This is a genomic window from Allobosea sp. P1_B10, assembly GCF_056406735.1.
Map to the genome: position 1 here is coordinate 60,079 of NZ_JBFTZP010000006.1, position 23,676 is coordinate 83,754.

A 23,676-nucleotide genomic window follows, 5' to 3' on the forward strand; every position below is an offset into this window, starting at 1 on the left:
CAACTGGGTGCCGGTCAGTACCCGCCGCGTTGGACAACGGCCCGGCGCTCGATCTGGGGTGGAGGCAGCGCGACCAGCGACGCGAAGTTCGCAAACACCGTGTCCGTCATGTCGTAATGGATCGCGACTTCGAAGGTCTGGCGCGGCGGGCCGCTCTGCGCTGTGGTGACCCGCAGCTTGGCGGGGTCGAGCAGGGCGTATGAACCCAGGCTGGCGGCGACGAATTCGCGCGCTATCGACTCGCGCTCGGAGTCCGTGATTCCGGCGACCGAGGCGCGGGCTGCTTCAGCCGCGATCTGCTGGACACCATGATAGACACCAAAGACATAGCCGAAGGCTATGATCGCGAAGAGCATCAAGAGCAGGATCGGCCCGATAAATGCGAATTCGACAGCATTCGCGCCAGCCTGGCAGTCTCGGAAACGCTGGAGTGTGCGTATCATGGCGAGTACATCCATATAGGCAGAATGGCCTATGCCTTATGATACAACCTGAAATTGTTGCGATCCGGTAAATCTGCTCGACTGCATCCTCGACGTCCGCGCGCGAAAACGCCCCGCGGTCGCTGGGTGCCTTATCGTCATCGTAACGAGGTGTTCTGGTCGCGGAGCCCGCTACCAGGGGTTGCCGGGACCTATCGCGCCGAGACCGAGCCAGGCCGCTATCGAGGCTGCGATGTCCGAAAAGCTTTCGCGCCGCCCGATGCTGCGTGGCTCGACATCCGGGCCGAAAGCCAGGATCGGGACATGCTCGCGCGTGTGGTCGGTGCCGGGCCAGGTCGGGTCATTGCCGTGGTCGGCGGTGATCACGCCGAGGTCGCCGGGCTTCAGGAGGGCCTCGAGGCGAGGCAGCATCGCGTCAAAGGCCTCGAGCGCCGCCGCATAACCCGACACATCCCGCCGATGCCCGAACTCGGTGTCGAAATCGACGAGATTGACGAAGCAGAAGCCGCCATCCGGCAACTGGGCAAACGCCTGCAGCGCCGCGTCGAACATGGCGTCATTGCCGAACGGCTTGATCTCGGTGCCCGTCGCGCGATGGGCGAAGATGTCGCCGATCTTGCCGACGGTGACGACCGCCCGGCCGTGCGCCGTCGCCCGGTCGAGCAGGGTCTCGCCGGGTGGAGGGATGGCGAAATCCTTGCGGTTTCCGGTGCGGGTGAAACCGCTCTCGGGCGTGCCCAGGAAGGGCCGGGCGATGACGCGGCCGATGCGCAGGGGATCGACGATCGGACGCAGCCTGCGGCACAGCTCGTATAGCCGCTCCAGCCCGAAATGCTCCTCATGCGCGGCAATCTGCAAGACCGAGTCGACTGAGGTGTAGCAGATCGGCTGGGACGTCCGGATATGCTCGACGCCGAGCTCTTCAATGATTGCGGTGCCCGAGGCGTGCTTGTTGCCGAGGATTCCCGGCACCTCGCCGGCGCGCATGATCGCGGCGACGAGGTCCGGCGGGAACGAATTCTCGAGCTCTGTGAAGTAGCCCCATTTGAACGGCACCGGGCAGCCGGCGATCTCCCAATGGCCGGACGGGGTGTCCTTGCCCTGGCTGATCTCGACGCCATAGCCGTACTGGCCAGTCGGGACCGCTGGCTTGCGTACGCCCGCAATCGGCTGCCCTGTCGAAGCCTCGCAGGCATGGGCAAGGCCGAGCCGCACCAGATTGGGAATATGCAGCGGGCCGGAGCGCAGCCCATCTCGATCGCCTCGTCCCTCGGCACAGGCTTGCGCGATGTTTCCGAGCGTATCGGCGCCGGCGTCGCCATAGAGATGAGCGTCCTGCGCGCCACCGCAACCGACGGAGTCGAGCACGATCAGGATGGCGCGCGCCATCGCGTCAGTCCTTGACGGCAGCCGTGCCGACCGGCTCGAGATTGAGCGCGGCGGCGAGCAGGGCCTGGGTATAGGGCTCGCGCGGCCTGGCGAAGATCTCCTCGGCCGGCCCTTCCTCGACCACCTTGCCGTTCTGCATCACCACGACCCGGTGCGACAGCGCACGCACCACCTTCAGGTCGTGGCTGATGAAGAGATAGCCGAGCTTGCGGCGGGCCTGGAGGTCGCGCAGCAGGTCCACGATCTGGGCCTGCACCGACATGTCGAGTGCAGAGGTCGGCTCGTCCAGCACCACGAATCTCGGATTGAGCGCCATGGCGCGCGCGATCGCGATGCGCTGGCGCTGGCCGCCGGAGAACTCGTGGGGATAGCGGTCCATGGCGGAGGGATCGAGCCCGACATCGCTGAGAGCGCGGGCCACGATTTCCCGCCGTTGCACGTAAGTCAGATCGCTCTGCTGCACCGTCAGCCCTTCCGCGACGATGTCGGCGACCGACATGCGCGGCGACAGCGAACCGTACGGATCCTGGAAGACTACCTGCAAATCCCCGCGCTTGGGGCGGACCTGCGAACTCGTCAGCCCATCGAGCCTGTCGCCGAGGAAGACGATCGGTCCCTCGGACGAGATCAGCCGCAGGATCGCGAGCCCCAGCGTGGTCTTGCCGGAGCCGGATTCGCCGACGACGCCGAGTGTTTCGCCTTCCCGGACCTGGATGGTGATGCCGTCGACCGCCTTCACATGGCCGGTGGTGCGGCGCAGGAAGCCCGACTTGATCGGGAACCAGATCTTCATCGGTCCGGCTTCGAGCAGCGTCGCGGCATCCGCCGCGATCGGCTCCGGCCGTCCCTTGGGCTCGGCCGCGAGCAGGCGCCTGGTATAGTCGTGCTGCGGATTGTCGAAAATCTCCGCGACCGGCCCCTGCTCGACGATTTTACCCTTCAACATCACGCAGACCCGATCGGCGATGCGCCGGACGATGCCGAGGTCATGGGTGATGAACAGCATCGCCATGCCGAGGCGGCCCTGAAGCTCCTTCAGCAGTGCCAGAATCTGCGCCTGCACGGTGACGTCGAGCGCCGTGGTCGGCTCGTCGGCGATCAGCAGTTCCGGCTCGTTTGCGAGCGCCATCGCGATCATCACGCGCTGGCGCTGCCCGCCCGAAAGCTGGTGCGGATAGGCATCGAGCCGGCTTTCCGCATCGCGGATGCCCACCAGCGCGAGCAGTTCCAGCGTGCGGGCGCGCGCTGCATCGCCGCGCAGGCCCTTGTGCAGTTCCAGGATCTCGCCGATCTGCCGCTGGATCGTATGCAGCGGGTTGAGCGAGGTCATGGGCTCCTGGAACACCATGGTGATGTCGTTGCCGCGCACCCTGCGCATCGCGTCCTCATCGGCAGCGATCAGGTCCTGGCCGTTGAACAGCACCGCGCCCGAGGGGTGATACGCGGCCGGATAGTTCAGGAGCTTCAGGATCGAGAGCGCCGTGACGGACTTGCCCGAGCCGGATTCGCCGACGATCGCCAGCGTCTCGCCTTTGGCGATTTCGAAGGACACACGGTCGACGGCCAGAGACTCGCGCCCGCCCTGGCGGAAGGCGACGGACAGATCCTGGACGGAAAGGAGGGGGGAGGAGGTCAAGCGAACGTCTTCCTCGGGTCAAAAGCGTCCCGCACGGCTTCGCCGATGAAGATCAGCAGCGAGAGCATCAGCGCGATCACCACGAAGCCGGAGAGCCCGAGCCAGGGCGCCTGCAGATTCGACTTGCCCTGCGCCAGCAATTCGCCCAGCGACGGCGATCCCGGCGGCAGGCCAAAGCCCAGGAAGTCGAGCGAGGTCAGCGTCGTGATCGAGCCGTTCAAGATGAAGGGCAGGAAGGTGAGCGTCGCCACCATCGCATTGGGCAAGAGGTGCTTGACCATGATGGCGCGGTTGGAGAGCCCGAGCGCGCGGGCTGCGCGAACGTACTCGAAATTGCGCGCGCGCAGGAATTCCGCCCGGACGACGCCCACAAGCGCCACCCAGGAGAACAGCAGCAATATGCCGAGCAGCACGAAGAAGCTCGGCGTGATGATCGCTGCCACGATGATCAGGAGGTAGAGCGCGGGTATGGAGGTCCAGATCTCGATGAAGCGCTGGAAGATCAGGTCGGTCCAGCCGCCGAAATAGCCCTGGATGGCGCCGGCAGCGATGCCTATTACCGAGGAGATCGAGGACAGGATCAGTCCGAACAGGATCGAGATGCGGAAGCCGTAGATCAGCCGGGCCACCACGTCGCGCCCCTGGTCGTCGGTGCCGAGCCAGTTCCATTCGAGGTCGCGGCAGGTCGAGCCGCCGGTGCGTTCCGCAATCCCCTTGCACTGCGCGTCCTTGAGCATCCAGGTCGGTGGGGCGGGGGCGGGGACAGGCAGATCGAGGTTATGCGTGCGGTAGGAGTAGCGGATCAGTGGCCAGATGGCCCAGCCGTTCGCGTCGATCTCCTTGGCGATGACGGGGTCGCGATAGTCGGTCGTTGCCAGGAAGCCGCCGAACTTCTCCTCAGGGTAGTTCACCGCGATCGGGAACAGCCACTCGCCCTTGTAGCGCACGATCAGCGGGCGATCATTGGCGATGAACTCGGCGAAGAGCGAGAGCACGAACAGCGTCAAGAACAGCCAGAGCGACCACCAGCCGCGCTTGTTGGCCTTGAAGTTGTTGAGCCGGCGCCGGTTGATCGGCGAGAGTTTCAACCAGCCCTTGCTGGTCTCGACGGGGGCCAGCGGCGCATCGCTGCGCAAGGCAGGCGGGGGAGGGGCGAGCAGCGTATCGCTCATGCGCTCAAGCCTCCCGCGTCTCGAAATCGATGCGGGGGTCGACCCAGGTATAGGTCAGGTCGGTGATGAGATGCACGACGAGGCCGATCAGCGAGAAGATGTAGAGATTGGCGAAAACGACGGGGTAGTCGCGATTGACGATCGCCTCGAAGGACAACAGGCCGAGCCCGTCGAGCGAGAAGATCGTCTCGATCAGCAGCGAGCCGGCAAACAGCGCGCTGACGAAGGCGCCGGGAAATCCGGCGATCACGATCAGCATGGCGTTGCGGAAGACATGGCCATAGAGCACGCGCCGCTCCGACAGCCCCTTCATCCGGGCGGTCAGGACATATTGCTTGCGGATCTCGTCGAGGAAGGAGTTCTTGGTCAGCAGCGTCGAGGTCGCGAACGCGCCGAGCGCCATAGCCGTGACAGGCAGTGCGATGTGCCAGAGGTAATCGACAGCCTTGCCGAACAGGCCAAGCTCTTGCCAGTTCTCGGAATGCAGGCCCCGCAGCGGGAACAGTTGCCAGAACGAGCCACCGGCGAACAGCACGATCAGCAGGATTGCGAACAGGAACCCGGGGATTGCGTATCCGACGATGACCACGGCTGATGTCCAGGTGTCGAAGCGCGAGCCGTCCCTGACGGCCTTGCGGATGCCGAGCGGGATCGAGATCGCATAGGAAAGCAGCGTCATCCACAGGCCCAGCGAGATCGAGACCGGGAGCTTCTCCTTGATCAGTTGGAGCACGGGCGCATCGCGGAAATAGCTGCGGCCGAAATCGAAGCGGATGTAGTCGCCGAGCATCTTCAGGAAGCGCTCATGGGCCGGCTTGTCGAAGCCGAACTGCTTTTCGAGCTCCTTGATGAAGGCGGGGTCGAGGCCCTGAGCGCCGCGATAGGACGAGTTGGAATCGCCGCCCATCTGCGCGCCGGCATCGCCTCCCTGGCCGCCGCCAACGCGGTCGGACGCACTGCCGGCATTCGGGTTCTGCAACTGCGCGATCACGCGCTCGACCGGCCCGCCGGGCGCGAACTGCACGATCACGAAGGAAATCAGGAGGATGCCGAACAGGGTCGGAACCATCAGCGCAATGCGCCGGGCGATATAGCTCAGCATGCGTGCGCCCGACCCTTGATGCGTCGATCGTCATTGCGAGGAGGCGGAGCCGACGAAGCTACCCAGGGGCGGAAACGCTCTACGCCTCCCTGGATCGCTTCGCTGTGTTCGCAGGGACGGCGAGCCAGGCGAAGCCTCGCAGCTGCTGGAGCGAGCATCATCACGCTTTTCCGATCCGCTTCGCCTTTTCGGCGTCGAACCACCAGGTCGAGGGCGCGCCGGAGCCGAATTTCGGCTTGGTCTGAGGCCTGTCGTACATGTCCCAGTAAGCGATCAATTCGTTGGGGTTCCACCACATCGGGATCCAGTAGCGGCCCGCGCGCAGCAGCCGGTCGAGCGCCTTGGCGGCGACCACGACCTCGGCATAGCTGTCGGCCTGGCCGATCCGCTCGATCATCGCATCGATGGCAGGGTTGGCGATGCCGCCGACATTGCGTGATCCGCGCGTCTTGGCCGCCTCCGACCCGTAGACGACCCGCATGGTGTCGCTGGGAATCGCGCTGCCCCCCATCGCCCGGCTGATCACGTCGAAGTCGAACTCGTCGAGCCGACGCTGGTATTGCGCGCCATCGACGATGCGCGAGGTCGCGTTGATGCCGAGCCGCTTTAGGTTGGCCTGGAAAGGCTGGGTATGGGGCTGCAGCGCCGGCTGCGAATCCAGGAACTCGATCTCGAAGGGCTGGCCGTTGGGCAGCTTCAGCACATTGCCGTCACGCTTGCAGCCGGCTTCGCGGAACATCTCGTCGGCGCGCCGCAGCAGGGCGCGGTCGCTGCCGGAGCCATCGCTGACCGGTGGCATCCAGGGCTCGCCAAAGACCTCGTCGGGCACCTTGCCGCGTAGGGGCTCGAGCAGGGCCAACTCCTCCGCCGAGGGCTTGCCCACGGCCTTGGAGTCCGAGTTCTCGAAGTAGGATGTCAGGCGGGAATAGGCGCCGAACATGATGTTCTTGTTGGTCCACTCGAAGTCGAAGCACAGGCCCAGTGCCTCACGGATGCGCGGATCGGCGAACTTGTCGCGGCGCAGGTTGAAGACCCAGCCTTGCGTGCCTGTCGGGTCGGTCTTGGGCAGGGCCTCCTTCTTGACCTTGCCCTCATGCAGGGCCGGGAAATCGTAGCCCGTGGCCCAGATCCGCGCGGTGAACTCTTCCTGGAAGGTGATGATGCCGCTCTTGAAGGCCTCGAACGCGACCTGGCGGTCCCGGAAATACTCCCAACGCACCCGGTCGAAATTGTTGGTGCCGATATTCACGGGCAGGTCCTTGCCCCAGTAGTCGGCGACACGCTCGAACTCGATGAAACGGCCCTGCTCGAGTCGGCCGACCTTGTAGGCGCCCGAGCCCAACGGCGGCTCCAGTGTCGAGGCCCCGAAATCGCGGGTTGACCAGTATTTTTCCGAGAACACCGGGAGTCCGGCTACGACGAGATGCAGGTCGCGGCTGCGCTTGGGCGAGAACTGGACGATGACGATGTCGTCGCCCTCTGCTTTCGCGGAAGTCAGCTCGTTCAGCATGAGCCGGTACGAAGGGTGCCCCTTGCTCTTCAGCAGGTTCATCGTGAAGGCGACGTCGCCGGCGGTCACGCGCGAACCATCATGGAATTTCGCCTCCGGTCGCAGACGGAAGCGATAGGTCAGCTTGTCGTCCGAGATCGCGACGCTCCTGGCCAGCAGGCCGTAAAGCGAGCCGGGCTCATCGCCCGACCCGGCCATCAGGCTGTCGAAGCAGGCATCCATGCCCGCTGCGCCGTCGCCCTGCAGCACGAAGGTGTTCAGGGTGTTGAAGGTGTCGAAGCTCTGGTTGCCGCCGGCGCGTTTGATCTGGATCGTCAGCGTGCCGCCCTTGGGCGCCTTCGGATTAACGTAGGCGAAATGCGGGAAGTCGGGCGGCAGTGCAAGCTCGCCGAACGTCGAGAGCCCGTGAAGTTCTGCGTCCCGCGCCATGGCCCCACCGCCCAGTGACGGCAGGCTCGCGGCAGCGGCGGCGACGCCACCTGCTTCGAGCAGCCTGCGGCGGGTGATGCGCATTGCCATGGGCTCTCGTTCTCCACTGATTCGCTGCCGCATGATGTCGTGCCCGGACAGCTTTCGCCAATCATCAGCGAGATCTGCCTCATGGTGAGGGCAAGAGCGTGGCGCTCGCAAGCAAAAGCCGGGCGCGAAGGCCCGGCTCCATGCAATTCTGCGCGCGTCGGATCGACGCAAGCGATCAGGGCTTCGGCAGCGGCTTGGGCGCGTCCGAGAGGGTGTTGAGATAGGCGACGACATCGGCGCGGGTTTCAGGCTTGCTGATTCCGGCGAAGGCCATGATCGTGCCCGGGACATAGGCCTTCGGGTTCTTGATGAAGTGATCGAGGCCGTCGGCGTCCCAGGTCTTGTCGGTGCGGCCCTTCATGGCGGCCGAGTAGCCGAAGCCTGCGGCCGAACCTTCGTTGCGGCCATAGACGTCGTAGAGATGCGGGCCGACCTTGTTGGCGCCGCCCTTCTCGAAGGTGTGGCAGGCCTTGCAGGCGGCCACGGCCTTCTCGCCCTTGGCCGGATCGGCCTTGGCGAGGCGCACGGCGATCGGCTCTTCGACAGCGGCCGCAGCGGCGCCGCCGCCGGCAGCCGCAGGCTCTTCGCTCGCCAGCTCATAGCCGGGCACAACCGGCTTCTTCGGCGCGAAGACAATGCCGGCAATCATATTCAAGCCCAGAGCCACCAGCAGTGTGGAAAGCACCGCGCCTGCAATCTTGTTGGTTTCGATGTCCATCGTATCCGAACCCTCGGCCCCAACGACGCGCAACGCGCGGGAGGCAACACAGCGCTTCGACCGGAGTCTTGAAAGGCTCCAGCCTTAGGCCGTTGCTTAACCGCTTTGCGCGCTGCAATGCAACTCGTATAAGCACGCACCGCTTTGAGACTTTTTGACGCTTCCCCCCGCTTTCCCTCGAGCCTTCCTGACCATGCCGGACGCCCTGATCCTGATTCCTGCCCGCATGATGGCGACGCGGCTTCCCGGAAAACCGCTCGCGGACATTCATGGCGAGCCCATGATCGTGCATGTCTGGCGCCGCGCGATGGAGTCCGGCATCGGTCCGGTCGTGGTCGCCACCGATTCCCCCGAGATCCTCGCGGCCGTCGAGGCCGCAGGCGGCCGTGCCGTCCTGACGCGGGACGACCACCCTTCCGGCTCCGACCGGATCAAGGAGGCGGCCGATCTCGTCGATCCCGAGGGCCGTCATGAGGTCATCGTCAATGTCCAGGGCGACCTGCCGACGATCGATCCCCGCGTCATCGCGGCCTCGGTCGGTCCGCTCTCCAATGCGGCCGTCGACATCGTCACGCTGGCGGCGGTGATCACCCGAGAGGAAGAGAAGACCGAGCCGAGCGTCGTCAAGGCGATCGGTAGCGAGATCGCGCCCGGGCACATGCGGGCGCTCTATTTTACGCGGGCGACCGCGCCGAGCGGGGAGGGGCCGCTCTATCACCATATCGGCCTCTACGCCTATCGCCGCAGCGCGCTTGATCGCTTCGTTAGCCTGCCGCCATCGCCGCTGGAGAAGCGCGAGCGGCTGGAGCAGCTTCGCGCGGTCGAGGACGGCATGCGCATCGACATCATCGTTGTCGACGACGTGCCGCTCGGCGTCGACACCCCCCATGACCTGGAGCGCGCTCGCGCGATCCTGAAATCCCGCGCCGGAGCCTAGAGCCCACAATGTCGATCATCGTTTCCTATCAGGGCGAACCCGGAGCCTTCTCCTCGCAGGCCGCCTTGCAGGCGTTCCCCGATTGCGAATTGCTGCCCTGCGCGACCTTCGAGGATGCGCTTGCCGCCGTCAGCGACGGCACGGCGCGCTATGGCATGATCCCGATCGACAACTCGATCGCGGGACGCGTGGCCGACATCCACCAGTTGCTGCCGCGCTCGGGGCTGCACATCGTGGGCGAGCATTTCCTCCCGATCCGCTTCCACCTGATGGCGGTCAAGGGTGCGACGCTCGCGACGCTGAAGACCGTGCAGAGCCATATCCATGCGCTCGGCCAGTGCCGGAAGATCATCCGCAAGCTCGGGCTCAAGGCGGAGGTCGCCGCCGATACCGCGGGCTCCGCACGTCAGGTGGCAGAAGCCGGCGACATCACCCGCGCCGCGATCTCGCCCCATATTGCGGCCGAGGTCTATGGCCTCGAGATTCTGATGGAGGACATCGAGGACGAGAAGCACAACACGACGCGCTTTGTCGTGCTGTCGAAATACCCGGAATTCGCCCGCCAGAGCATGGAGAAGACGGTCACCACGCTGGTTTTCCGCGTGCGCAATATCCCCGCCGCGCTCTACAAGGCCATGGGCGGTTTCGCGACCAACGGCGTCAACATGACCAAGCTCGAGAGCTACATGGTCGATGGGCTGTTCTCGGCGACGGTGTTCTACGCCGATGTCGAGGGGCACCCGGACGATCCGAACCTCAAGCGCGCGCTGCAGGAGCTGGAATACTTCTCCAAGGAGGTGAAAATCCTCGGCGTCTATCCCGCCCACGAATTTCGCTCGAGCTTTCCCGACGCGGGCGAGTAGGGCGCGCGGCGTTCCGGCGAATGCGTCGGTATTCGGGGGGCTGATTTCAGCGCGCCGTCATCCTGGGCGAAGCGTCAGTTTCGTCCCGGGTACCATCGTAAAGCGTCGTCGGGCCCGATGATGGATCCCGGAACTGCGCCGCTTCGCGGCTTGTCCATGATGACGATGTCAGCTTGGACGAAGCGCGCTCAGGCCTTCTCGCCGTCCAGCGCCCAGGCCTTCAGCAGTGTGTTGGCGATCGCGATGTGCTGGGGACAGGCCAGGCCGTCGGGATGCGTGCCCTCGATCATCTGCAAGGCCTCTGCGCGAGAAAACCAGCGGCCTGCCTCGAGCTCGGTCATGTCGAGCACGATGTCCTCGTTGAGTGCCTCGGCGATCGCCCCGATCATCAGGGATGACGGGAACGGCCATGGCTGCGAGGCGATGTAACGGACGGCACCGACGCGCAAGCCGGCCTCTTCCCAGCTCTCGCGGCGCACCGCGTCCTCAAAGGTTTCGCCGGGCTCGATGAAGCCCGCGATGCAGGAGTACATGCCCGGTGCAAAGCGCGCCTGACGCGCGAGCAGGCACTTGTCGCCGCGCGCCACCAGCATGATCACCACCGGATCGGTGCGGGGGAAGTGCTGTGCGCCGCAGGCGCTGCATTCGCGCTTCCAGCCGGAGGCGCCGAGTTCCGTCGGCCCGCCGCATTGCGCGCAGAAGCGATGGCGAGCGTGCCAGTCCAGCAGCGCCTTGCTCTCGCCCAGCGGTCCCAGTTCGTCGTTCGGCACGAGGCGCTTGAGCGCCACCGAACGCAAATCCGTCACCATGAGCTCGGGTCGCTCCCGCAGCGGCTCGACCAGCGCCTTGTCGATCAGCCGCGCGAAGCGTGGCGTGCCATCGGGAGCGAGGCCCAGGAAGGCCTCCTCCAGCGCGGGGCCGAGCAACTCGGTCTCGCCGGGGCTGAACCAGGCCGACAAGGCCTCGCCGTCGAGCCGCTTCAGGATCGGGGTCTCGCCCGCCACGACGGCCAGGCGCGTATCCGAGCGGTGGCGCAGGGCCTCGACCGCATCGGGCTTGTTGCGCAGGTCCTCGCGGCGATCGAGAAGGTTTACGGCGAAGCCGGTGAGAGCCGAGCGTTCGCGAGGGCGTGGCATGGCGTCGTTCATGCCCTTCGTCCTAGCGGGTCAGCCCGGCACCGTGCAAGCGCGCTTCACGCGCCCGTGTCGCGCCCGCGCAGCATGTTGATGATGCCGGAGAAGTCCGCGCCGCCTTCGCCCCAGGCATTGTGGAGCCCGAAGAGCTGTGCAGCCGCCGCGCCGAGCGGCGTCGAGGCACCGGCGACCTGCGCCGCCTCCTGCGACAGTTTCAGGTCCTTCAGCATCAGAGCCGACGCGAAGCCGGGCTTGTACTCGTTGTTGGCCGGCGAGGTCGGGACGGGGCCGGGCACCGGGCAATAGGTGGTCAGCGACCAGCACTGGCCCGACGAGGTCGAGGCGACATCGTAGAGCGCCTGATGCGACAGCCCGAGCTTTTCGCCCAGCACGAAGGCCTCGGCCACGCCGATCATCGAGATGCCCAGGATCATGTTGTTGCAGATCTTTGCCGCCTGGCCGTTGCCCGCCGCGCCGCAATGCACGATGCGCCGGCCCATGGTCTTGAGGACGGGCTCGCCCAGCGCGAAGGCCTCGTCGGAACCGCCCACCATGAAGGTCAGCGTCGCGCCCTTTGCTCCGCCGACGCCCCCCGACACCGGCGCGTCGAGCGAAAGGCAGCCACGCGCCTGCGCCAGTTCATGCGCCTTGCGGGCGCTGTCGACGTCGATCGTCGAGGAATCGATCAGCAGGGCGCCCGGCTTCACGCTCGGCAGGATATCGGTCCAGACCGCGAGCACATGCTTGCCGGCCGGAAGCATGGTCACGACGATATCGGCATCGGCGACCGCCTCCTTGGCCGATCCGGCGATCTTGGCTCCGAGTTCGGCGGCCGCGTCCTTCGATGCCTGCGAGAGGTCGAAGGCGCGCACGACATGCCCGGCTTTGACGAGATTGCCGGCCATCGGGCCGCCCATATTGCCGAGGCCGATGAAGGCGATGATGCTCATGATCGTTTCTCCCATTCTTCTTGACGGAATACTCAACGCGGAATAATTTTAGCCGTGATCAGATCCTTCGCGCACAAGGACGCCGAGCACCTGTTTTACGGCAGGCCCGTCCGGCGTTTCGCCGCGATCGAGCGGGTGATCCGGCGAAAGCTGCTGCTGCTCAATGCTGCCGGGCGTCTCGATGACCTCAGGGTGCCACCGGGCAATCGACTCGAAGCCTTGCGCGGCGACCGCGAGGGGCAGCATTCGATCCGCGTCAATGACCAGTGGCGCATCTGCTTCGTCTGGAAGGAGGGGGAGGCGCATGATGTCGAAATCGTCGACTACCATTGAAGGCCGGGCTCTGGACCTCGAGCCGATCCCACCGGGTGAAATCCTGCTCGAAGAATTCATGAAACCGCTCGGCATCAGCCAGAACCGGCTGGCCCGGGATATCGACGCGCCGGTCAGCCGCATTTCCGGCATCGTCAAGGGCGATCGCGCCATCACGGCCGACACGGCCCTGCGCCTGGCCCAATTCTTCGCGACGACGCCCGAGATGTGGATGGCGCTGCAGACCGACTACGACCTGCGGGTGGCGCGCCGGGCGGCTGGTGGCGAGATCGAGAAGCGCGTGAGGCCGCTCGCGGCATAGGCTCAATTCCCCTTCGCCCGGCCGACAAGGCCGCGTGCGACGATCATCCGCATGACCTCGTTGGTCCCCTCCAGGATCTGATGTACCCGCAGGTCGCGGACGATCTTCTCGATGCCGTAGTCGGCGAGATAGCCATAGCCGCCATGGACCTGCAGGGCCTGGTTGGCGACCTCGAAGCCGATATCCGTCGCGATCCGCTTGGCCATGGCGCAGAGTTTTGTCGCATCGGGCGTCTTGGCGTCGAGGGCAGCCGCGGCGCGCCAGAGGAAGGTGCGGGCCGCTTCCAGTTCCGTCGCCATGTCGGCGAGCTTGAACTGGAGCGCCTGGAAATCGGCGATGCGTGCGCCAAATGCCTTGCGCTCCTGCGCATAGGCGATGGCTTTGTCGAGGGCCGATTGCGCGCCGCCGATCGAGCAGGCGCCGATGTTGAGCCGCCCGCCATCGAGACCCGCCATCGCGATCTTGAAGCCGATCCCCTCCGGCCCCAAACGGTTGGCGACGGGCACGCGACAGTTCTCGAAGATCACGGCGCGTGTCGGCTGGGCGTTCCAGCCCATCTTCTTCTCGTTCGCGCCGAAGGACAGGCCCGGCGTGCCCTTCTCGACGACGATGGTGGAGATGCCGGAGGGGCCGGCCTCGCCGGTGCGCGCCATCACCACATAGAGGTCGGAGACGCCGGCGCCGGAGATGAACTGCTTCTGGCCGTCGAGCACGTAATGGTCGCCGTCGCGAACCGCTTTGGTCTTGAGCGCGGCGGCGTCCGAGCCCGCTCCGGGCTCGGTCAGGCAATAGCTCGCCAGGTGCTCCATCGTGCAGAGTTTTGGCAGCAGAGCCTGGCGCTGCGCCTCGTCGCCAAAGCGATCGATCATCCAGGCGCACATGTTGTGGATCGATATGAACGCTGCGACCGTCGGGCAGCCCGTCGAGAGCGCCTCGAAGATCAGCGCGGCATCGAGCCGCGACAGGCCGGAGCCGCCGACATCCTCGTTGATGTAGATCCCGCCCATGCCCAGCGCAGCGGCAGCACGCATTTCATCGACCGGGAAATGCTTCTCCTCGTCCCAGCGCATGGCATGGGGCGCAAGCGTCTCCGTCGCGAAGGAGGATGCCATCTCCTGGATGGCGAGTTGGTCTTCGTTGAGGGCGAACTGGGTCATGCATCGTCCCTGATGTGAAAAAGGCTGCCGCCCGGGTGAGGGCAGCAGCCTTGGAAGCTTATCAGGCCATCGTCGGGATGACGAAGCTGGCACCATCCTTGACGCCGCTCGGCCAGCGCGAGGTCACCGTCTTGGTCTTGGTGTAGAACCGGATCGAGTCCGGGCCGTGCTGGTTGAGGTCGCCGAAGGAGGAGCGCTTCCAGCCGCCGAAGGTGTAATAGGCCAGCGGCACAGGGATCGGGATGTTGACGCCGACCATGCCGACCTGGACGCGCGAGGCGAAGTCGCGGGCCGCATCGCCGTCGCGGGTATAGATCGCGACGCCGTTGCCGTATTCGTGGTCGTTGCAGAGGGCGAGACCCTCCTCATAAGTTTCGGCGCGAACGATCGAGAGCACCGGCCCGAAGATCTCTTCCTTGTAGATCCGCATGTCCTTGGTGACGTTGTCGAACAGGCAGCCGCCCATGTAGAAGCCGTTCTCGTAGCCCTGCATCTTGAAGCCGCGGCCATCGACGGCGAGCGTTGCACCCTCCTGGATGCCCGTCTCGACATAGCCCTTGATCTTCTCGAGTGCCGCTGCGGTCACGACCGGGCCGTAATCGGCCGAGCTGTCGGTCGAGGGGCCGATCTTGAGCGCCTCGACGCGCGGGATCAGGCGCTTGACGAGTTCGTCGGCAGTAGCCTTGCCGACGGGTACCGCCACCGAGATCGCCATGCAGCGCTCGCCGGCCGAGCCGTAGCCGGCGCCGATCAGGGCGTCGACCGCCTGGTCGAGGTCGGCGTCGGGCATGATCACCATGTGGTTCTTGGCGCCCCCGAAGCACTGCACGCGCTTACCGTTGGCGCAGCCGCGCGAGTAGATGTACTCGGCGATCGGCGTCGAGCCGACGAAGCCGATCGCCTTGATGTCGGGATCGTCCAGGATCGCGTCGACGGCTTCCTTGTCGCCGTTGACCACGTTGAGGATGCCGGGAGGGCCGCCCGCCTCGATGAACAGCTCAGCCAGGCGCATCGGCACGCCGGGATCGCGCTCGGAGGGCTTCAGGATGAAGGCGTTGCCGCAAGCAATCGCGGGGCCGAGCTTCCAGAGCGGGATCATCGCCGGGAAGTTGAACGGCGTGATGCCGGCGCAGACGCCGAGCGGCTGGCGCATCGAGTAGATGTCGATGCCGGGGCCGGCGCCGTCGGTGTATTCGCCCTTCATCAGGTTCGGGATGCCGAGCGAGAACTCGACGACCTCGACGCCGCGCTGGATGTCGCCCTTGGCGTCGGCGACAGTCTTGCCGTGCTCGCGGGCGAGCAGGTCGGCGAGCTCGTCATTGTTCTGCGCGATCAGGTCCAGGAACTTCATCAGCACGCGGGCGCGGCGCTGCGGGTTCGTGGCAGCCCATTTCGGCTGCGCGGCGGCGGCGTTCTCGACCGCTGCACGCATTTCGGCGGGGGAGGCCAGCGCGACCTTGCCGATCACGGTGCCGTCCATGGGCTGGAAGATGTCGGCAGTGCGCCCCGATGTTCCCGCGACATGCTTGCCGCCGATGAAATGCCCAACCTGACGCATCGCGCCCTCCTACGAAGTGGTGAGAACCAAAACTGGCGTCAGCACTATCATCGACGTTTGCGCACGACTATAGCCATCCTTGGTAGAAGGTCGTGCGAAAACGCATATACCGGGGAGAGCGATTTGGAGCGGTTCGACTGGGACGACCTGCGCTTCTTTCTTGCTGTCGCGCGTTCGGGGCGGCTGACCGCGGCGGCGCGACGGCTCGGCGCCGACCACGCGACGGTGTCTCGCCGCATCACCTCGCTGGAGGACTCGCTCAAGGCGAAATTGTTCGAGCGCCGTCCGCAGGGCTACACGCTGACGGCCCATGGCGAGCGTCTGCTGGCGAAGGCCGAGAGCATGGAGACCGAAGCGCTGGCGATCCAGAGCGATATCGGGGGGGCCGACATGGCCTTGTCGGGCACGGTGAGGATCGGCGCGCCCGATGGGTTCGGGACGAATTTCCTGGCGCCGCGCCTGACCGCGTTGTCGAAGGCCTATCCGGGCCTTGAGCTGCAGCTCATCGCCATGCCGCGCCTGCTCTCGCTGTCGAAGCGCGAAGCCGATGTCGCGATCACGCTCGCCCCACCCAAGGAAGGCAAGGTCGTCGCGCGCAAGCTCTCCGATTACCGGCTTGGCCTCTATGCCAGCCAGGCCTATCTCGATTCCATGCCCGAGGTGACCAAGCCCGAAGATCTCTTCTCGCATCGCATCGTCGGCTATATCGACGATCTCATCTTCTCGCCGGAACTCGATTATCTCGACGAGGTCGCCAAGGGACTGCGCCCGCAGATCCAGAGCTCCAGCGTGCTGGCGCAGAAAAACGCGGTTATCGCGGGCGGCGGTATCGGCGTGATCCATCACTTCATGGCGGAGGGCGAGCCCGGCCTCGTCCCGGTGCTCCCGGATACGGTCTCGATCACGCGTTCGTTCTGGCTGCTCGTCCATGCCGATCTGAAGGATGTCGCGCGCGTCCGCGCCATCGTCGACTTCGTCGTGCGCGAAACCAAGGCTGCGCGCGCTCTGCTGATGGGCGAGCCCCGCATTGGCCAGTAGTCGTTTGCCCTGAAATATCGGCCGCTCGGGCTAACGCTGTTTCGGCGTTGCCTGCCGCGGTCGCATCGCCCATTCTCTGACCGTCATTGCCGGCCGCGCACCGGCGCGCCGATTCCGCCGGGACATGCATGGCTGGATTGCTTGGCTGCGCTCGCAATGATGTCAGACACACGCCACATTGGCGCAAGATAGTCCAACACAAGACGACAAGACGGCAAGGATCATCATGACCGCTTCCAAGCTCGACCAGCTCCGCAAGATGACCACGGTCGTCGCCGACACCGGCGATATCGAGGCGGTGCGCCGGCTCAAGCCTGTCGACTGCACCACCAACCCGACGCTCATCCTCAAGGCGGTCGAGAGCGCCCCTTATGCCCATCTCGTCGACGAGGCGATCAACTGGGGCAAGAAAGCCGGCGGCGCCGCCGCCGTGCACGCTGTCTGCGACCGGCTTGCCGTGACCTTCGGTGCCGAGTTGACGAAGATCGTGCCGGGCCGGGTCTCGACCGAGGTCGACGCCGACCTGTCCTTCGATACCGCGGCGACGATCGCCAAGGCGCGCGCCATCATTGCCGCCTACAAGGAGCGCGGCATCGAGCGCGACCGCATCCTGATCAAGATCGCCTCGACCTGGGAGGGCATCCAGGCCGCGAGGGTGCTTCAGCAGGACGGCGTCGACTGCAACCTGACCCTGTTGTTTTCGCTGCCACAGGCGGTCGCCTGCGCCGATGCCAAGGCCTTCCTGATCTCGCCCTTCGTCGGCCGCATCCTCGACTGGCACGTCAAGGCCGGCGGCGGCCCCTACACCGCCGAGACCGATCCCGGCGTCGTCTCGGTCCGCTCGATCTATTCCTATTACAAGACCTACGGCATCGCCACGGTGGTCATGGGTGCGTCCTTCCGCAACACCGGAGAGATCGAGGCGCTGGCGGGCTGCGACCGGCTGACGATCGGCCCCGGACTGCTCGACGAGCTGGCTGCTGCCAGCGGCGATCTCCCGCGCAAGCTGAAGCCCGAGGCGCCCGGCGAGGCTCCGGAAAAACTAACCCTCGACGAAAAGGCCTTCCGCTTCGCCATGAACGAGGATGCGATGGGCACCGAGAAGCTGTCGGAGGGCATTCGCGGCTTCGTGAAGGACCTGCGCGGCCTGCGCAAGCTCGTCTCCGCCAAGCTCGCCTGAGCCATGGCGCAGGCGCGGGTTGCCGTTGTCACGGGCGGCGCAAAGGGAATTGGCCGCGCTGTGGCCGATCGCCTGGCGCAGGACGAGTTCACCCCTGTTGTCTGGGATGTCGACATCGCCGCTTGCGCCCATGCGGCGCTGGCCTGCGACGTCTCGGATGAAGGCTCCGTGGCGGATGCCCTTGCGCAGACGGAGCGGGCTCACGGCGCGATAGCCGTGCTGGTCAACAATGCCGGGCTGACCGGCCCGTCGACGACCATCGCCGAGACGCCGCTGGCGCAATGGCAGACGATCCAGGCCGTGAACCTGACCGGCACGTTCCTGTGCTCGCGGGCGGTGGCGTCGGTGATGGTCGGGCGCGGCCGTGGCCGCATCGTCAACATCGCGTCGCTCGCCGGAAAGGAGGGGACGCCGACCCTGGGCGCCTACAGCGCCGCCAAGGCCGGCGTCATCGCGCTGACCAAGGCGCATGGCAAGGAACTCGCGGGCACAGGCGTGCTGGTCAATGCCATAGCGCCTGCGGCGATCGAGACCGAGCTGCTCCTGCAGATGAGCCCCGAAACGGTCGCGACCATGGTCGGCAAGAGCCCGCTGAAGCGCCTCGGAACGGTCGATGAACTGGCCGAACTCGTGGCCTGGCTGGCGAGCGACCGGTGCAGTTTCTCGACCGGCGCCGTCTTCGACCTGTCCGGTGGTCGTGCGACCTATTGAGACCGCACTATATCAATCGATGACTGCGATAACCGTGTCGCGCGTTGACGTCACCGTTGGGCTGGCGAAAACTGCTCGTCGTCAGGCCAGAAAGCTGGCTCCTGCTGTCAACCGGAGACATGACAATGTCCGAAGCTCCTTCATCCGCCGCTGCCACCCCGCGCCCGGCTTCGCTCGGCACGCATCTGGTCCCGCTGCGGCGAAGCTCTGGCTGGCTGCTGGCTGCCGGCATCATTTTGGTCATCCTCGGTGTGATCGGCCTGGGCGCCGTCGCCTTGCTGAGCGTGGCGAGCGCGATCTGGTTCGGCGCGATGATCCTCGTCGGGGGTATCGTCGTGCTGGTCGACGCGTTCCGTCACCAGGGCTGGAAAAGCCGCGCCCTGCATATCCTGATCGGACTGCTATATGTCGGCGTCGGCCTCGTCACCTTCGCCAATCCGCTGGCAGCGACGGCGTCGCTGACCCTGCTGGCAGGATGCGCCCTCGTCGCGACCGGACTCCTGCGCATCTTCGTGGCCTTCCAGAATCGGGAACTCCCGCACTGGATCTGGATCCTGGTCTCGGGTGCGCTCTCGCTGCTGCTTGGCGTGATGATCCTGGTACAATGGCCGGCATCGAGCCTGTGGGTGCTCGGCACCTTCCTGGCGATCGAACTGATCATGCAGGGCTGGGCTGCGATTGCTCTTGCTCGCGCCATCCGCTCCACATTCGACGGCGTGATCGCGAAGAAGCCAGCCTGAACGCACTGAAATCACCTTTCCGTGTAGGGCTGGCACCGCCACGGACTCGACAGAAACGGCGCGGTAGATGAGGCATGCTCCGCGCCGCCGCCATCTCGATCATGCTGCTCTCCGCTGCGCCAGCGTCTGCGCAGAGCACGTGGCGCCTTGACCGGGCCGCCACTGATATCAGCTTCGTCGCCCATCGTTTCGGAGCGGTCGTGGCGACCGGTCATTTCGAGCGCTATGACGGCACCCTGGCGCTCGACCTCGACAGGCCGGAGAGAAGCCGCATCAGGGTCGTGATCGAGACCGGCTCCCTCCAGGCGGGGTCGGCGTTGATGGATGGTTTCGTCAAGGGCGCGAGCATGCTCGACACCGCCCGCTTTCCGACTGCCAGCTTCACCTCGGGGCGCGTCACGCGCACCGGCGAACGGACGCTCGAAATCACGGGCCAGCTCGCGATCCGTGCGATCTCCCAGCCATTTACGGTCACGGCGACGGTGGACGGCGATATCGACGGAGCCATACGTGGCGAAAGGATTGCGTTCCACGCCAGCGGCTCCTTCCTGCGGCCCGCCTTCGAGATCGGGCGCGACGTCAACGTCGTCGATGACCGGGTAGACCTCGTGATCAAGGGGCAGCTCTTGCGATGACCAGGGTCGGTCCGCCGGAGCGCTGGCACCCCGCAATCGTCGCGCTGCACTGGCTGACCCTGCTGCTGATCGCGTTCCAGTTCCTGATCGCGGGACCGATGCGGGAGGAGACGCGCGATCTCGTCCAGCGCTTCGAGTTCTACCAGCTACACAAATCGGTCGGACTGACAATCGCTGGATTCGTGGCCCTGCGGCTGCTGCTGCGCCTCACCGTGAAGGCGCCCCCGTCTGTCAATTCAGGACGTGCGCTGGGCCTGGCCTCCGACGCGGTCCATGCCGGGCTTTATCTTTGCGCGCTGGCGCTGCCGCTGACCGGGTTCCTGATGGTCTCGTCGGCGCCGCTCCAGATCCCGACGCTTTATTTCGGCTGGTTCAGCGTTCCCCATCCCTTCGGCCCCGACAAGCCGACCTATGATCTGATGCTCAGCCTGCACGGCTGGACGGGCGATGCCTTGCTCGTGCTCGGCGCCATGCATTTCGGCGCCGTGCTCGTGCATGTGCTGCTGTGGCGTGACGGTCTCCTGCGCCGCATGTGGTTCCGCCTGGGCGGTGCGGCGCAGGATTGAGCGACGTCAGCCCTGGGCGGCAAAGGCCTCGGCGCGGATCGTCGAGAGCGACTTTGCCGGCGTGATGGCCTCGGGGTCGAGGATGCAGTGCAGGATCGCGGGCTTGCCGGATGCGACCGCGCGCTCGAAGGCCGGGCCGAACTCGGCGGTGGTCTCGACGCGCTCGCCATGGCCGCCGAAGGCGCGAGCATAGGCCGCGAAATCGGGGTTCTTCAGCGTCGTTGCCGAAACGCGACCGGGATAATGCTTCTCCTGGTGCATCCGGATCGTGCCGTACATGCCGTTGTCGATCACCACAATGATGACGCCGAGGTCGTACTGCACGGCCGTGGCGAAGTCCTGCCCGTTCATCAGGAAGCAGCCATCGCCTGCGAAGGCGACGACGGTGCGCTCGGGGAACAGCCGCTTGGCGCCGATCGCGGCCGGCACGCCATAGCCCATCGACCCGCAGGTGGGGGCAAGCTGCGTCGCAAACTTCGTGAAGCGGTGGAAACGGTGCAGCCAGGTGGCGTAGTTGCCAGCACCGTTGCACATGATCGCGTCGTCGGGGAGATAGTGCCGCAGCCAGGTCACGGCCTCGCCGGGGTGGAAGGTGCCGGCGACCGGTGCGGGCTGGCCGGACCAGCCGAGATAGGACTCATGCGCCACGGCGCTGGCCCCGGCCCAGGCGATCTCCTGCGGCGGGTGCACGGTCTCGAGCGCGGCGCAGAACGCCGTCGGCGAGGCGTTGATCGCCAGCGCCGGACGATAGACCCGGCCGAGTTCCTCGGCGTCGGGATGGACATGGACAAGCTGGCGGCCGGGCTCGGGAATGCCAAACAGCGTGTAGGACTGGCTCGGCATTTCCGAGAGACGGCCGCCGACGAGCAGCACGAGGTCGCTATCCTGGATGCGCTTCAGCAACTGCGGATTGGGGCCGATGCCGAGATCGCCGGCAAAGTTGGGGTGGTCGGCGGAGAACACCATCTGCCGGCGGAAGGAGACCGCGACAGGCAGGTCGAAACGCTCTGCGAAGCGCTCGAAGCGCGCGATCGCTTGCGGGTCCCAGCGCGAGCCGCCCAGGATCGCGACAGGCGACTTCGCCGCCCAGAGGCGCTTCTGCAGGTCGATGGTCTGGAGCAGGGACGGGTGCGTCTCGGTGACCTGGTAGGGCTGCGCGTCGGCGACATCGGCGAGGTCGGTCAGCACGTCCTCGGGCAGCGCTATCACGACCGGGCCGGGGCGGCCGGCGGTGGCGACATGGAAGGCGCGGCTGATGATCTCGGGGATGCGCGCGGCATCGTCGATCTCGGTCGCCCATTTCGTCATCGAGCCGAACACGGCGCGGTAGTCGAGTTCCTGGAAGGCCTCGCGCTCGCGCATGCCGCGCTCGATCTGGCCGACGAACAGGATCATCGGGGTCGAGTCCTGGTCGGCGATGTGGATCGCCGGCGAGGCGTTGGTGGCGCCGGGGCCGCGCGTCACGAAGCAGATGCCGGGCTTGCCGGTCAGCTTGCCGGCGGCTTCCGCCATCATGCCGGCGCCGCCTTCGGCGCGGCAGATCGTGACTTTCATGGAAGCATCATGCAGCGCGTCGAGCACAGCGAGATAGCTCTCGCCCGGCACGCAGAAGGCGTCGGTCGCGCCATGGATCAGGAGTTGGTCGACGAGGATCTGTCCGCCGGTACGTGGTGCCATGGTCTTGCTTCCTCTTGTGCTTGTCGTCATCGCGAAATCTGGTGCGACGACGTGATCCCGGTTCCGTCTGGCGCGGCGCTGGCGTGTGGGCTGCGCGCACCCTGGCGGCGAATGCTATCGAGCGGTTCCGCCCCAGGCGGGATCGCTCATGATCTCGTTTTCATGCTCGCCGAGGCGCGGGCTCGGACGCGGGGAGACCTGCCTGATCCCGTCCATCACGATCGGCGAGGCCACGGTCGGGATCGCGCCGGCCTTCGCCGCCGGGCTGGCGAGATCGACCTTGACGCCGCGCGCGATGATCTGGGGATCGGCAAAGACCTCGTCGACGCCATTGATCGGCCCGGCGGGAACGCCGACGGCCTCCAGCGCCGCGAGCAGATCGGCCTTGGCGTAGCGCTGGGTCAGCGTGTGCAGCAGCGCGGTCAGCGCCACGCGATTGGCGACGCGCGAGCGGTTGTCGACATAGTCAGGGTGGCTCGCGAGCGCTGCATCGCCCAGGACGTCGCAGAGCTTGCGCCACTGCCCGTCATTGCCTGTCGCGATGATGATGTGCCCATCGGCGACCGGGAACACGTCATAGGGCACGATGTTGGGATGAGCGTTGCCCAGCCGCGGCGGTGCCTTGCCGGAAACGAGATAGTTCATCGCCTGGTTGCCGAGCACCGCGACCTGCGAGTCCAGCAACGCCATGTCGAGCGTGGCGCCTTCGCCGGTGGCATCGCGCCGACGCAGCGCCGAGAGGATGCCGACCGAGGCGTAGAGCCCGGTATAGATGTCGGCGACGGCGTAGCCGGCCTTCATCGGCGCGCCTTCAGGCTCACCGGTGATCGACATCGGCCCGCCCATGCCCTGCACCAGGAAGTCGTAGCCGGCGCGCGGTGCATAAGGTCCCGTCTGGCCGAAACCGGTGACCGAGCAATAGACCAGGCGCGGATAGATCGCGCGCAGCGACGCGGCGTCCAGCCCGTATTTCTCGAGCCCGCCGACCTTGAAGTTCTCGACCACGACATCGGCATGGCCCGCAAGCTTGCGCACCAGCGCCTGCCCCTCGGGGGTGCGGAAATCGGCCGTGATCGAACGCTTGCCGCGATTGGCCGCGTGGAAATAGGCGGCCGAAAGATGCTCGCCATCTTCTCCCTCGACGAAGGGAGGGCCCCATTTGCGGGTGTCGTCGCCTTCCGGCGCCTCGACCTTGACGACGTCGGCGCCGAGATCGGCCAGAAGCTGTCCGATCCAGGGACCGGCGAGAATGCGCGCAAGTTCGAGGACGCGCAGGCCGGCGAGGGGAGCAGGTTGGGTCATCAGGCTTGATCCGGACCGTCATGATCGGCCTTGAGCCGACCATCTCTTGGGGAAGCTGGTTCTGGAAGAGATGGCCGGGGCAAGCCCGGCCATGACGTGTCCAAAG

The 23,676-nt window shown here is 65.9% G+C and carries 23 protein-coding genes; 10 read left to right on the forward strand and 13 right to left on the reverse strand.

Features of this window, described 5'->3' with window-relative positions; genetic code table 11:
* Positions 1 to 14 precede the first annotated feature (14 nt).
* The 7 genes from AC1D2L_RS14750 to AC1D2L_RS14780 form a co-directional block, all read right to left on the reverse strand.
* A complete protein-coding gene (locus AC1D2L_RS14750) occupies positions 15 to 443 on the reverse strand; it encodes a TadE/TadG family type IV pilus assembly protein (protein ID WP_476846635.1) in 429 nt (142 codons plus the stop codon).
* Positions 444 to 614: 171 nt separating this feature from the next.
* Entirely contained in the window at positions 615 to 1,832 is a 1,218-nt protein-coding gene (locus AC1D2L_RS14755) for a phosphopentomutase (protein WP_476846636.1), read from the reverse strand.
* A 4-nt stretch (positions 1,833 to 1,836) separates the two neighbouring features.
* Positions 1,837 to 3,468 carry an ABC transporter ATP-binding protein gene (locus AC1D2L_RS14760; protein ID WP_476846637.1) on the reverse strand — a complete coding sequence of 544 codons (1,632 nt, stop codon included), beginning with the start codon at positions 3,466 to 3,468 and terminating at the stop codon, positions 1,837 to 1,839.
* On the reverse strand, positions 3,465 to 4,640 hold the full coding sequence (locus AC1D2L_RS14765; protein ID WP_476846638.1) for an ABC transporter permease: 1,176 nt from the start codon (positions 4,638 to 4,640) through the stop codon (positions 3,465 to 3,467). The genes AC1D2L_RS14760 and AC1D2L_RS14765 overlap by 4 nt, the downstream gene beginning before the upstream one ends.
* 4 nt (positions 4,641 to 4,644) lie before the next feature.
* Positions 4,645 to 5,742 (reverse strand): microcin C ABC transporter permease YejB, encoded by a 1,098-nt coding sequence (locus tag AC1D2L_RS14770; RefSeq protein ID WP_476846639.1) that lies wholly within the window; start codon positions 5,740 to 5,742, stop codon positions 4,645 to 4,647.
* 160 nt (positions 5,743 to 5,902) lie between these two features.
* On the reverse strand, positions 5,903 to 7,771 hold the full coding sequence (locus tag AC1D2L_RS14775; protein ID WP_476846640.1) for an extracellular solute-binding protein: 1,869 nt from the start codon (positions 7,769 to 7,771) through the stop codon (positions 5,903 to 5,905).
* A 175-nt stretch (positions 7,772 to 7,946) separates the two neighbouring features.
* Complete coding sequence (locus AC1D2L_RS14780; RefSeq protein ID WP_476846641.1) at positions 7,947 to 8,489, reverse strand: c-type cytochrome; 543 nt, start codon at positions 8,487 to 8,489, stop codon at positions 7,947 to 7,949.
* A 193-nt stretch (positions 8,490 to 8,682) separates the two neighbouring features.
* Between AC1D2L_RS14780 and AC1D2L_RS14785 the strand changes: the two genes are divergently transcribed.
* The gene (locus AC1D2L_RS14785) at positions 8,683 to 9,426 is read left to right on the forward strand and encodes a 3-deoxy-manno-octulosonate cytidylyltransferase (RefSeq protein ID WP_476846642.1); all 744 of its coding nucleotides are present in this window, start codon (positions 8,683 to 8,685) and stop codon (positions 9,424 to 9,426) included.
* Positions 9,427 to 9,434: 8 nt separating this feature from the next.
* The gene (locus AC1D2L_RS14790; protein WP_476846643.1) at positions 9,435 to 10,289 is read left to right on the forward strand and encodes a prephenate dehydratase; all 855 of its coding nucleotides are present in this window, start codon (positions 9,435 to 9,437) and stop codon (positions 10,287 to 10,289) included.
* A 188-nt stretch (positions 10,290 to 10,477) separates the two neighbouring features.
* Here the strand turns inward: AC1D2L_RS14790 and nudC are convergent, their stop codons facing one another.
* Positions 10,478 to 11,437, reverse strand: coding sequence for an NAD(+) diphosphatase (nudC, locus tag AC1D2L_RS14795; protein ID WP_476846644.1), 960 nt, complete (start codon positions 11,435 to 11,437; stop codon positions 10,478 to 10,480).
* Between the two features lie 44 nt (positions 11,438 to 11,481).
* The gene (gene mmsB / locus AC1D2L_RS14800; protein ID WP_476846645.1) at positions 11,482 to 12,372 is read right to left on the reverse strand and encodes a 3-hydroxyisobutyrate dehydrogenase; all 891 of its coding nucleotides are present in this window, start codon (positions 12,370 to 12,372) and stop codon (positions 11,482 to 11,484) included.
* Positions 12,373 to 12,426: 54 nt separating this feature from the next.
* On the opposite strand from mmsB, the gene AC1D2L_RS14805 reads away from it, so the two are divergent.
* Positions 12,427 to 12,705 carry a type II toxin-antitoxin system RelE/ParE family toxin gene (locus AC1D2L_RS14805; RefSeq protein WP_476846646.1) on the forward strand — a complete coding sequence of 93 codons (279 nt, stop codon included), beginning with the start codon at positions 12,427 to 12,429 and terminating at the stop codon, positions 12,703 to 12,705.
* Entirely contained in the window at positions 12,680 to 13,006 is a 327-nt protein-coding gene (locus tag AC1D2L_RS14810) for a HigA family addiction module antitoxin (RefSeq protein ID WP_476846781.1), read from the forward strand. The genes AC1D2L_RS14805 and AC1D2L_RS14810 overlap by 26 nt, the downstream gene beginning before the upstream one ends.
* Before the next feature lie 2 nt (positions 13,007 to 13,008).
* Here AC1D2L_RS14810 and AC1D2L_RS14815 read toward each other — a convergent pair whose 3' ends face one another.
* Complete coding sequence (locus AC1D2L_RS14815; RefSeq protein ID WP_476846647.1) at positions 13,009 to 14,163, reverse strand: isobutyryl-CoA dehydrogenase; 1,155 nt, start codon at positions 14,161 to 14,163, stop codon at positions 13,009 to 13,011.
* Positions 14,164 to 14,224: 61 nt separating this feature from the next.
* On the reverse strand, positions 14,225 to 15,721 hold the full coding sequence (locus AC1D2L_RS14820; protein WP_476846648.1) for a CoA-acylating methylmalonate-semialdehyde dehydrogenase: 1,497 nt from the start codon (positions 15,719 to 15,721) through the stop codon (positions 14,225 to 14,227).
* A gap of 123 nt (positions 15,722 to 15,844) precedes the next feature.
* Here AC1D2L_RS14820 and AC1D2L_RS14825 point away from each other — a divergent pair, with 123 nt between their 5' ends.
* The 6 genes from AC1D2L_RS14825 (at position 15,845) to AC1D2L_RS14850 (ending at position 20,591) form a co-directional block, all read left to right on the forward strand.
* Positions 15,845 to 16,759: a LysR family transcriptional regulator gene (locus AC1D2L_RS14825; RefSeq protein WP_476846649.1), complete on the forward strand. Its 915-nt coding sequence runs from the start codon at positions 15,845 to 15,847 to the stop codon at positions 16,757 to 16,759.
* A 226-nt stretch (positions 16,760 to 16,985) separates the two neighbouring features.
* The gene (tal, locus tag AC1D2L_RS14830; RefSeq protein WP_476846650.1) at positions 16,986 to 17,939 is read left to right on the forward strand and encodes a transaldolase; all 954 of its coding nucleotides are present in this window, start codon (positions 16,986 to 16,988) and stop codon (positions 17,937 to 17,939) included.
* Positions 17,940 to 17,942: 3 nt separating this feature from the next.
* Positions 17,943 to 18,650, forward strand: a complete 708-nt coding sequence (locus AC1D2L_RS14835) for an SDR family NAD(P)-dependent oxidoreductase (RefSeq protein ID WP_476846651.1) — start codon at positions 17,943 to 17,945, stop codon at positions 18,648 to 18,650.
* 125 nt (positions 18,651 to 18,775) lie between these two features.
* Positions 18,776 to 19,390: an HdeD family acid-resistance protein gene (locus AC1D2L_RS14840; protein ID WP_476846652.1), complete on the forward strand. Its 615-nt coding sequence runs from the start codon at positions 18,776 to 18,778 to the stop codon at positions 19,388 to 19,390.
* Positions 19,391 to 19,464: 74 nt separating this feature from the next.
* Positions 19,465 to 20,025: a YceI family protein gene (locus AC1D2L_RS14845; RefSeq protein ID WP_476846653.1), complete on the forward strand. Its 561-nt coding sequence runs from the start codon at positions 19,465 to 19,467 to the stop codon at positions 20,023 to 20,025.
* The gene (locus tag AC1D2L_RS14850; RefSeq protein ID WP_476846654.1) at positions 20,022 to 20,591 is read left to right on the forward strand and encodes a cytochrome b; all 570 of its coding nucleotides are present in this window, start codon (positions 20,022 to 20,024) and stop codon (positions 20,589 to 20,591) included. The genes AC1D2L_RS14845 and AC1D2L_RS14850 overlap by 4 nt, the downstream gene beginning before the upstream one ends.
* Before the next feature lie 6 nt (positions 20,592 to 20,597).
* Here AC1D2L_RS14850 and AC1D2L_RS14855 read toward each other — a convergent pair whose 3' ends face one another.
* Together AC1D2L_RS14855 and AC1D2L_RS14860 are read right to left on the reverse strand one after the other, a co-directional pair.
* Positions 20,598 to 22,268 (reverse strand): thiamine pyrophosphate-binding protein, encoded by a 1,671-nt coding sequence (locus AC1D2L_RS14855; RefSeq protein WP_476846655.1) that lies wholly within the window; start codon positions 22,266 to 22,268, stop codon positions 20,598 to 20,600.
* 114 nt (positions 22,269 to 22,382) lie between these two features.
* Positions 22,383 to 23,570: a CaiB/BaiF CoA transferase family protein gene (locus AC1D2L_RS14860; RefSeq protein ID WP_476846656.1), complete on the reverse strand. Its 1,188-nt coding sequence runs from the start codon at positions 23,568 to 23,570 to the stop codon at positions 22,383 to 22,385.
* Positions 23,571 to 23,676: the final 106 nt, after the last annotated feature.

Coding starts and splice junctions, on each gene's coding strand:
- AC1D2L_RS14775 (WP_476846640.1), bottom strand. CDS start 7,771: ATGGCAATGCGCATCACCCGCCGCAGGCTGCTCGAAGCAGGTGGCGTC.
- AC1D2L_RS14770 (WP_476846639.1), bottom strand. CDS start 5,742: ATGCTGAGCTATATCGCCCGGCGCATTGCGCTGATGGTTCCGACCCTG.
- nudC (WP_476846644.1), bottom strand. CDS start 11,437: ATGAACGACGCCATGCCACGCCCTCGCGAACGCTCGGCTCTCACCGGC.
- tal (WP_476846650.1), top strand. CDS start 16,986: ATGACCGCTTCCAAGCTCGACCAGCTCCGCAAGATGACCACGGTCGTC.
- AC1D2L_RS14860 (WP_476846656.1), bottom strand. CDS start 23,570: ATGACCCAACCTGCTCCCCTCGCCGGCCTGCGCGTCCTCGAACTTGCG.
- AC1D2L_RS14835 (WP_476846651.1), top strand. CDS start 17,943: ATGGCGCAGGCGCGGGTTGCCGTTGTCACGGGCGGCGCAAAGGGAATT.
- AC1D2L_RS14765 (WP_476846638.1), bottom strand. CDS start 4,640: ATGAGCGATACGCTGCTCGCCCCTCCCCCGCCTGCCTTGCGCAGCGAT.
- AC1D2L_RS14845 (WP_476846653.1), top strand. CDS start 19,465: ATGCTCCGCGCCGCCGCCATCTCGATCATGCTGCTCTCCGCTGCGCCA.
- AC1D2L_RS14790 (WP_476846643.1), top strand. CDS start 9,435: ATGTCGATCATCGTTTCCTATCAGGGCGAACCCGGAGCCTTCTCCTCG.
- AC1D2L_RS14855 (WP_476846655.1), bottom strand. CDS start 22,268: ATGGCACCACGTACCGGCGGACAGATCCTCGTCGACCAACTCCTGATC.
- AC1D2L_RS14815 (WP_476846647.1), bottom strand. CDS start 14,163: ATGACCCAGTTCGCCCTCAACGAAGACCAACTCGCCATCCAGGAGATG.
- AC1D2L_RS14850 (WP_476846654.1), top strand. CDS start 20,022: ATGACCAGGGTCGGTCCGCCGGAGCGCTGGCACCCCGCAATCGTCGCG.
- AC1D2L_RS14785 (WP_476846642.1), top strand. CDS start 8,683: ATGCCGGACGCCCTGATCCTGATTCCTGCCCGCATGATGGCGACGCGG.
- AC1D2L_RS14780 (WP_476846641.1), bottom strand. CDS start 8,489: ATGGACATCGAAACCAACAAGATTGCAGGCGCGGTGCTTTCCACACTG.
- AC1D2L_RS14820 (WP_476846648.1), bottom strand. CDS start 15,721: ATGCGTCAGGTTGGGCATTTCATCGGCGGCAAGCATGTCGCGGGAACA.
- AC1D2L_RS14755 (WP_476846636.1), bottom strand. CDS start 1,832: ATGGCGCGCGCCATCCTGATCGTGCTCGACTCCGTCGGTTGCGGTGGC.
- AC1D2L_RS14810 (WP_476846781.1), top strand. CDS start 12,680: ATGTCGAAATCGTCGACTACCATTGAAGGCCGGGCTCTGGACCTCGAG.
- mmsB (WP_476846645.1), bottom strand. CDS start 12,372: ATGAGCATCATCGCCTTCATCGGCCTCGGCAATATGGGCGGCCCGATG.
- AC1D2L_RS14750 (WP_476846635.1), bottom strand. CDS start 443: ATGATACGCACACTCCAGCGTTTCCGAGACTGCCAGGCTGGCGCGAAT.
- AC1D2L_RS14840 (WP_476846652.1), top strand. CDS start 18,776: ATGTCCGAAGCTCCTTCATCCGCCGCTGCCACCCCGCGCCCGGCTTCG.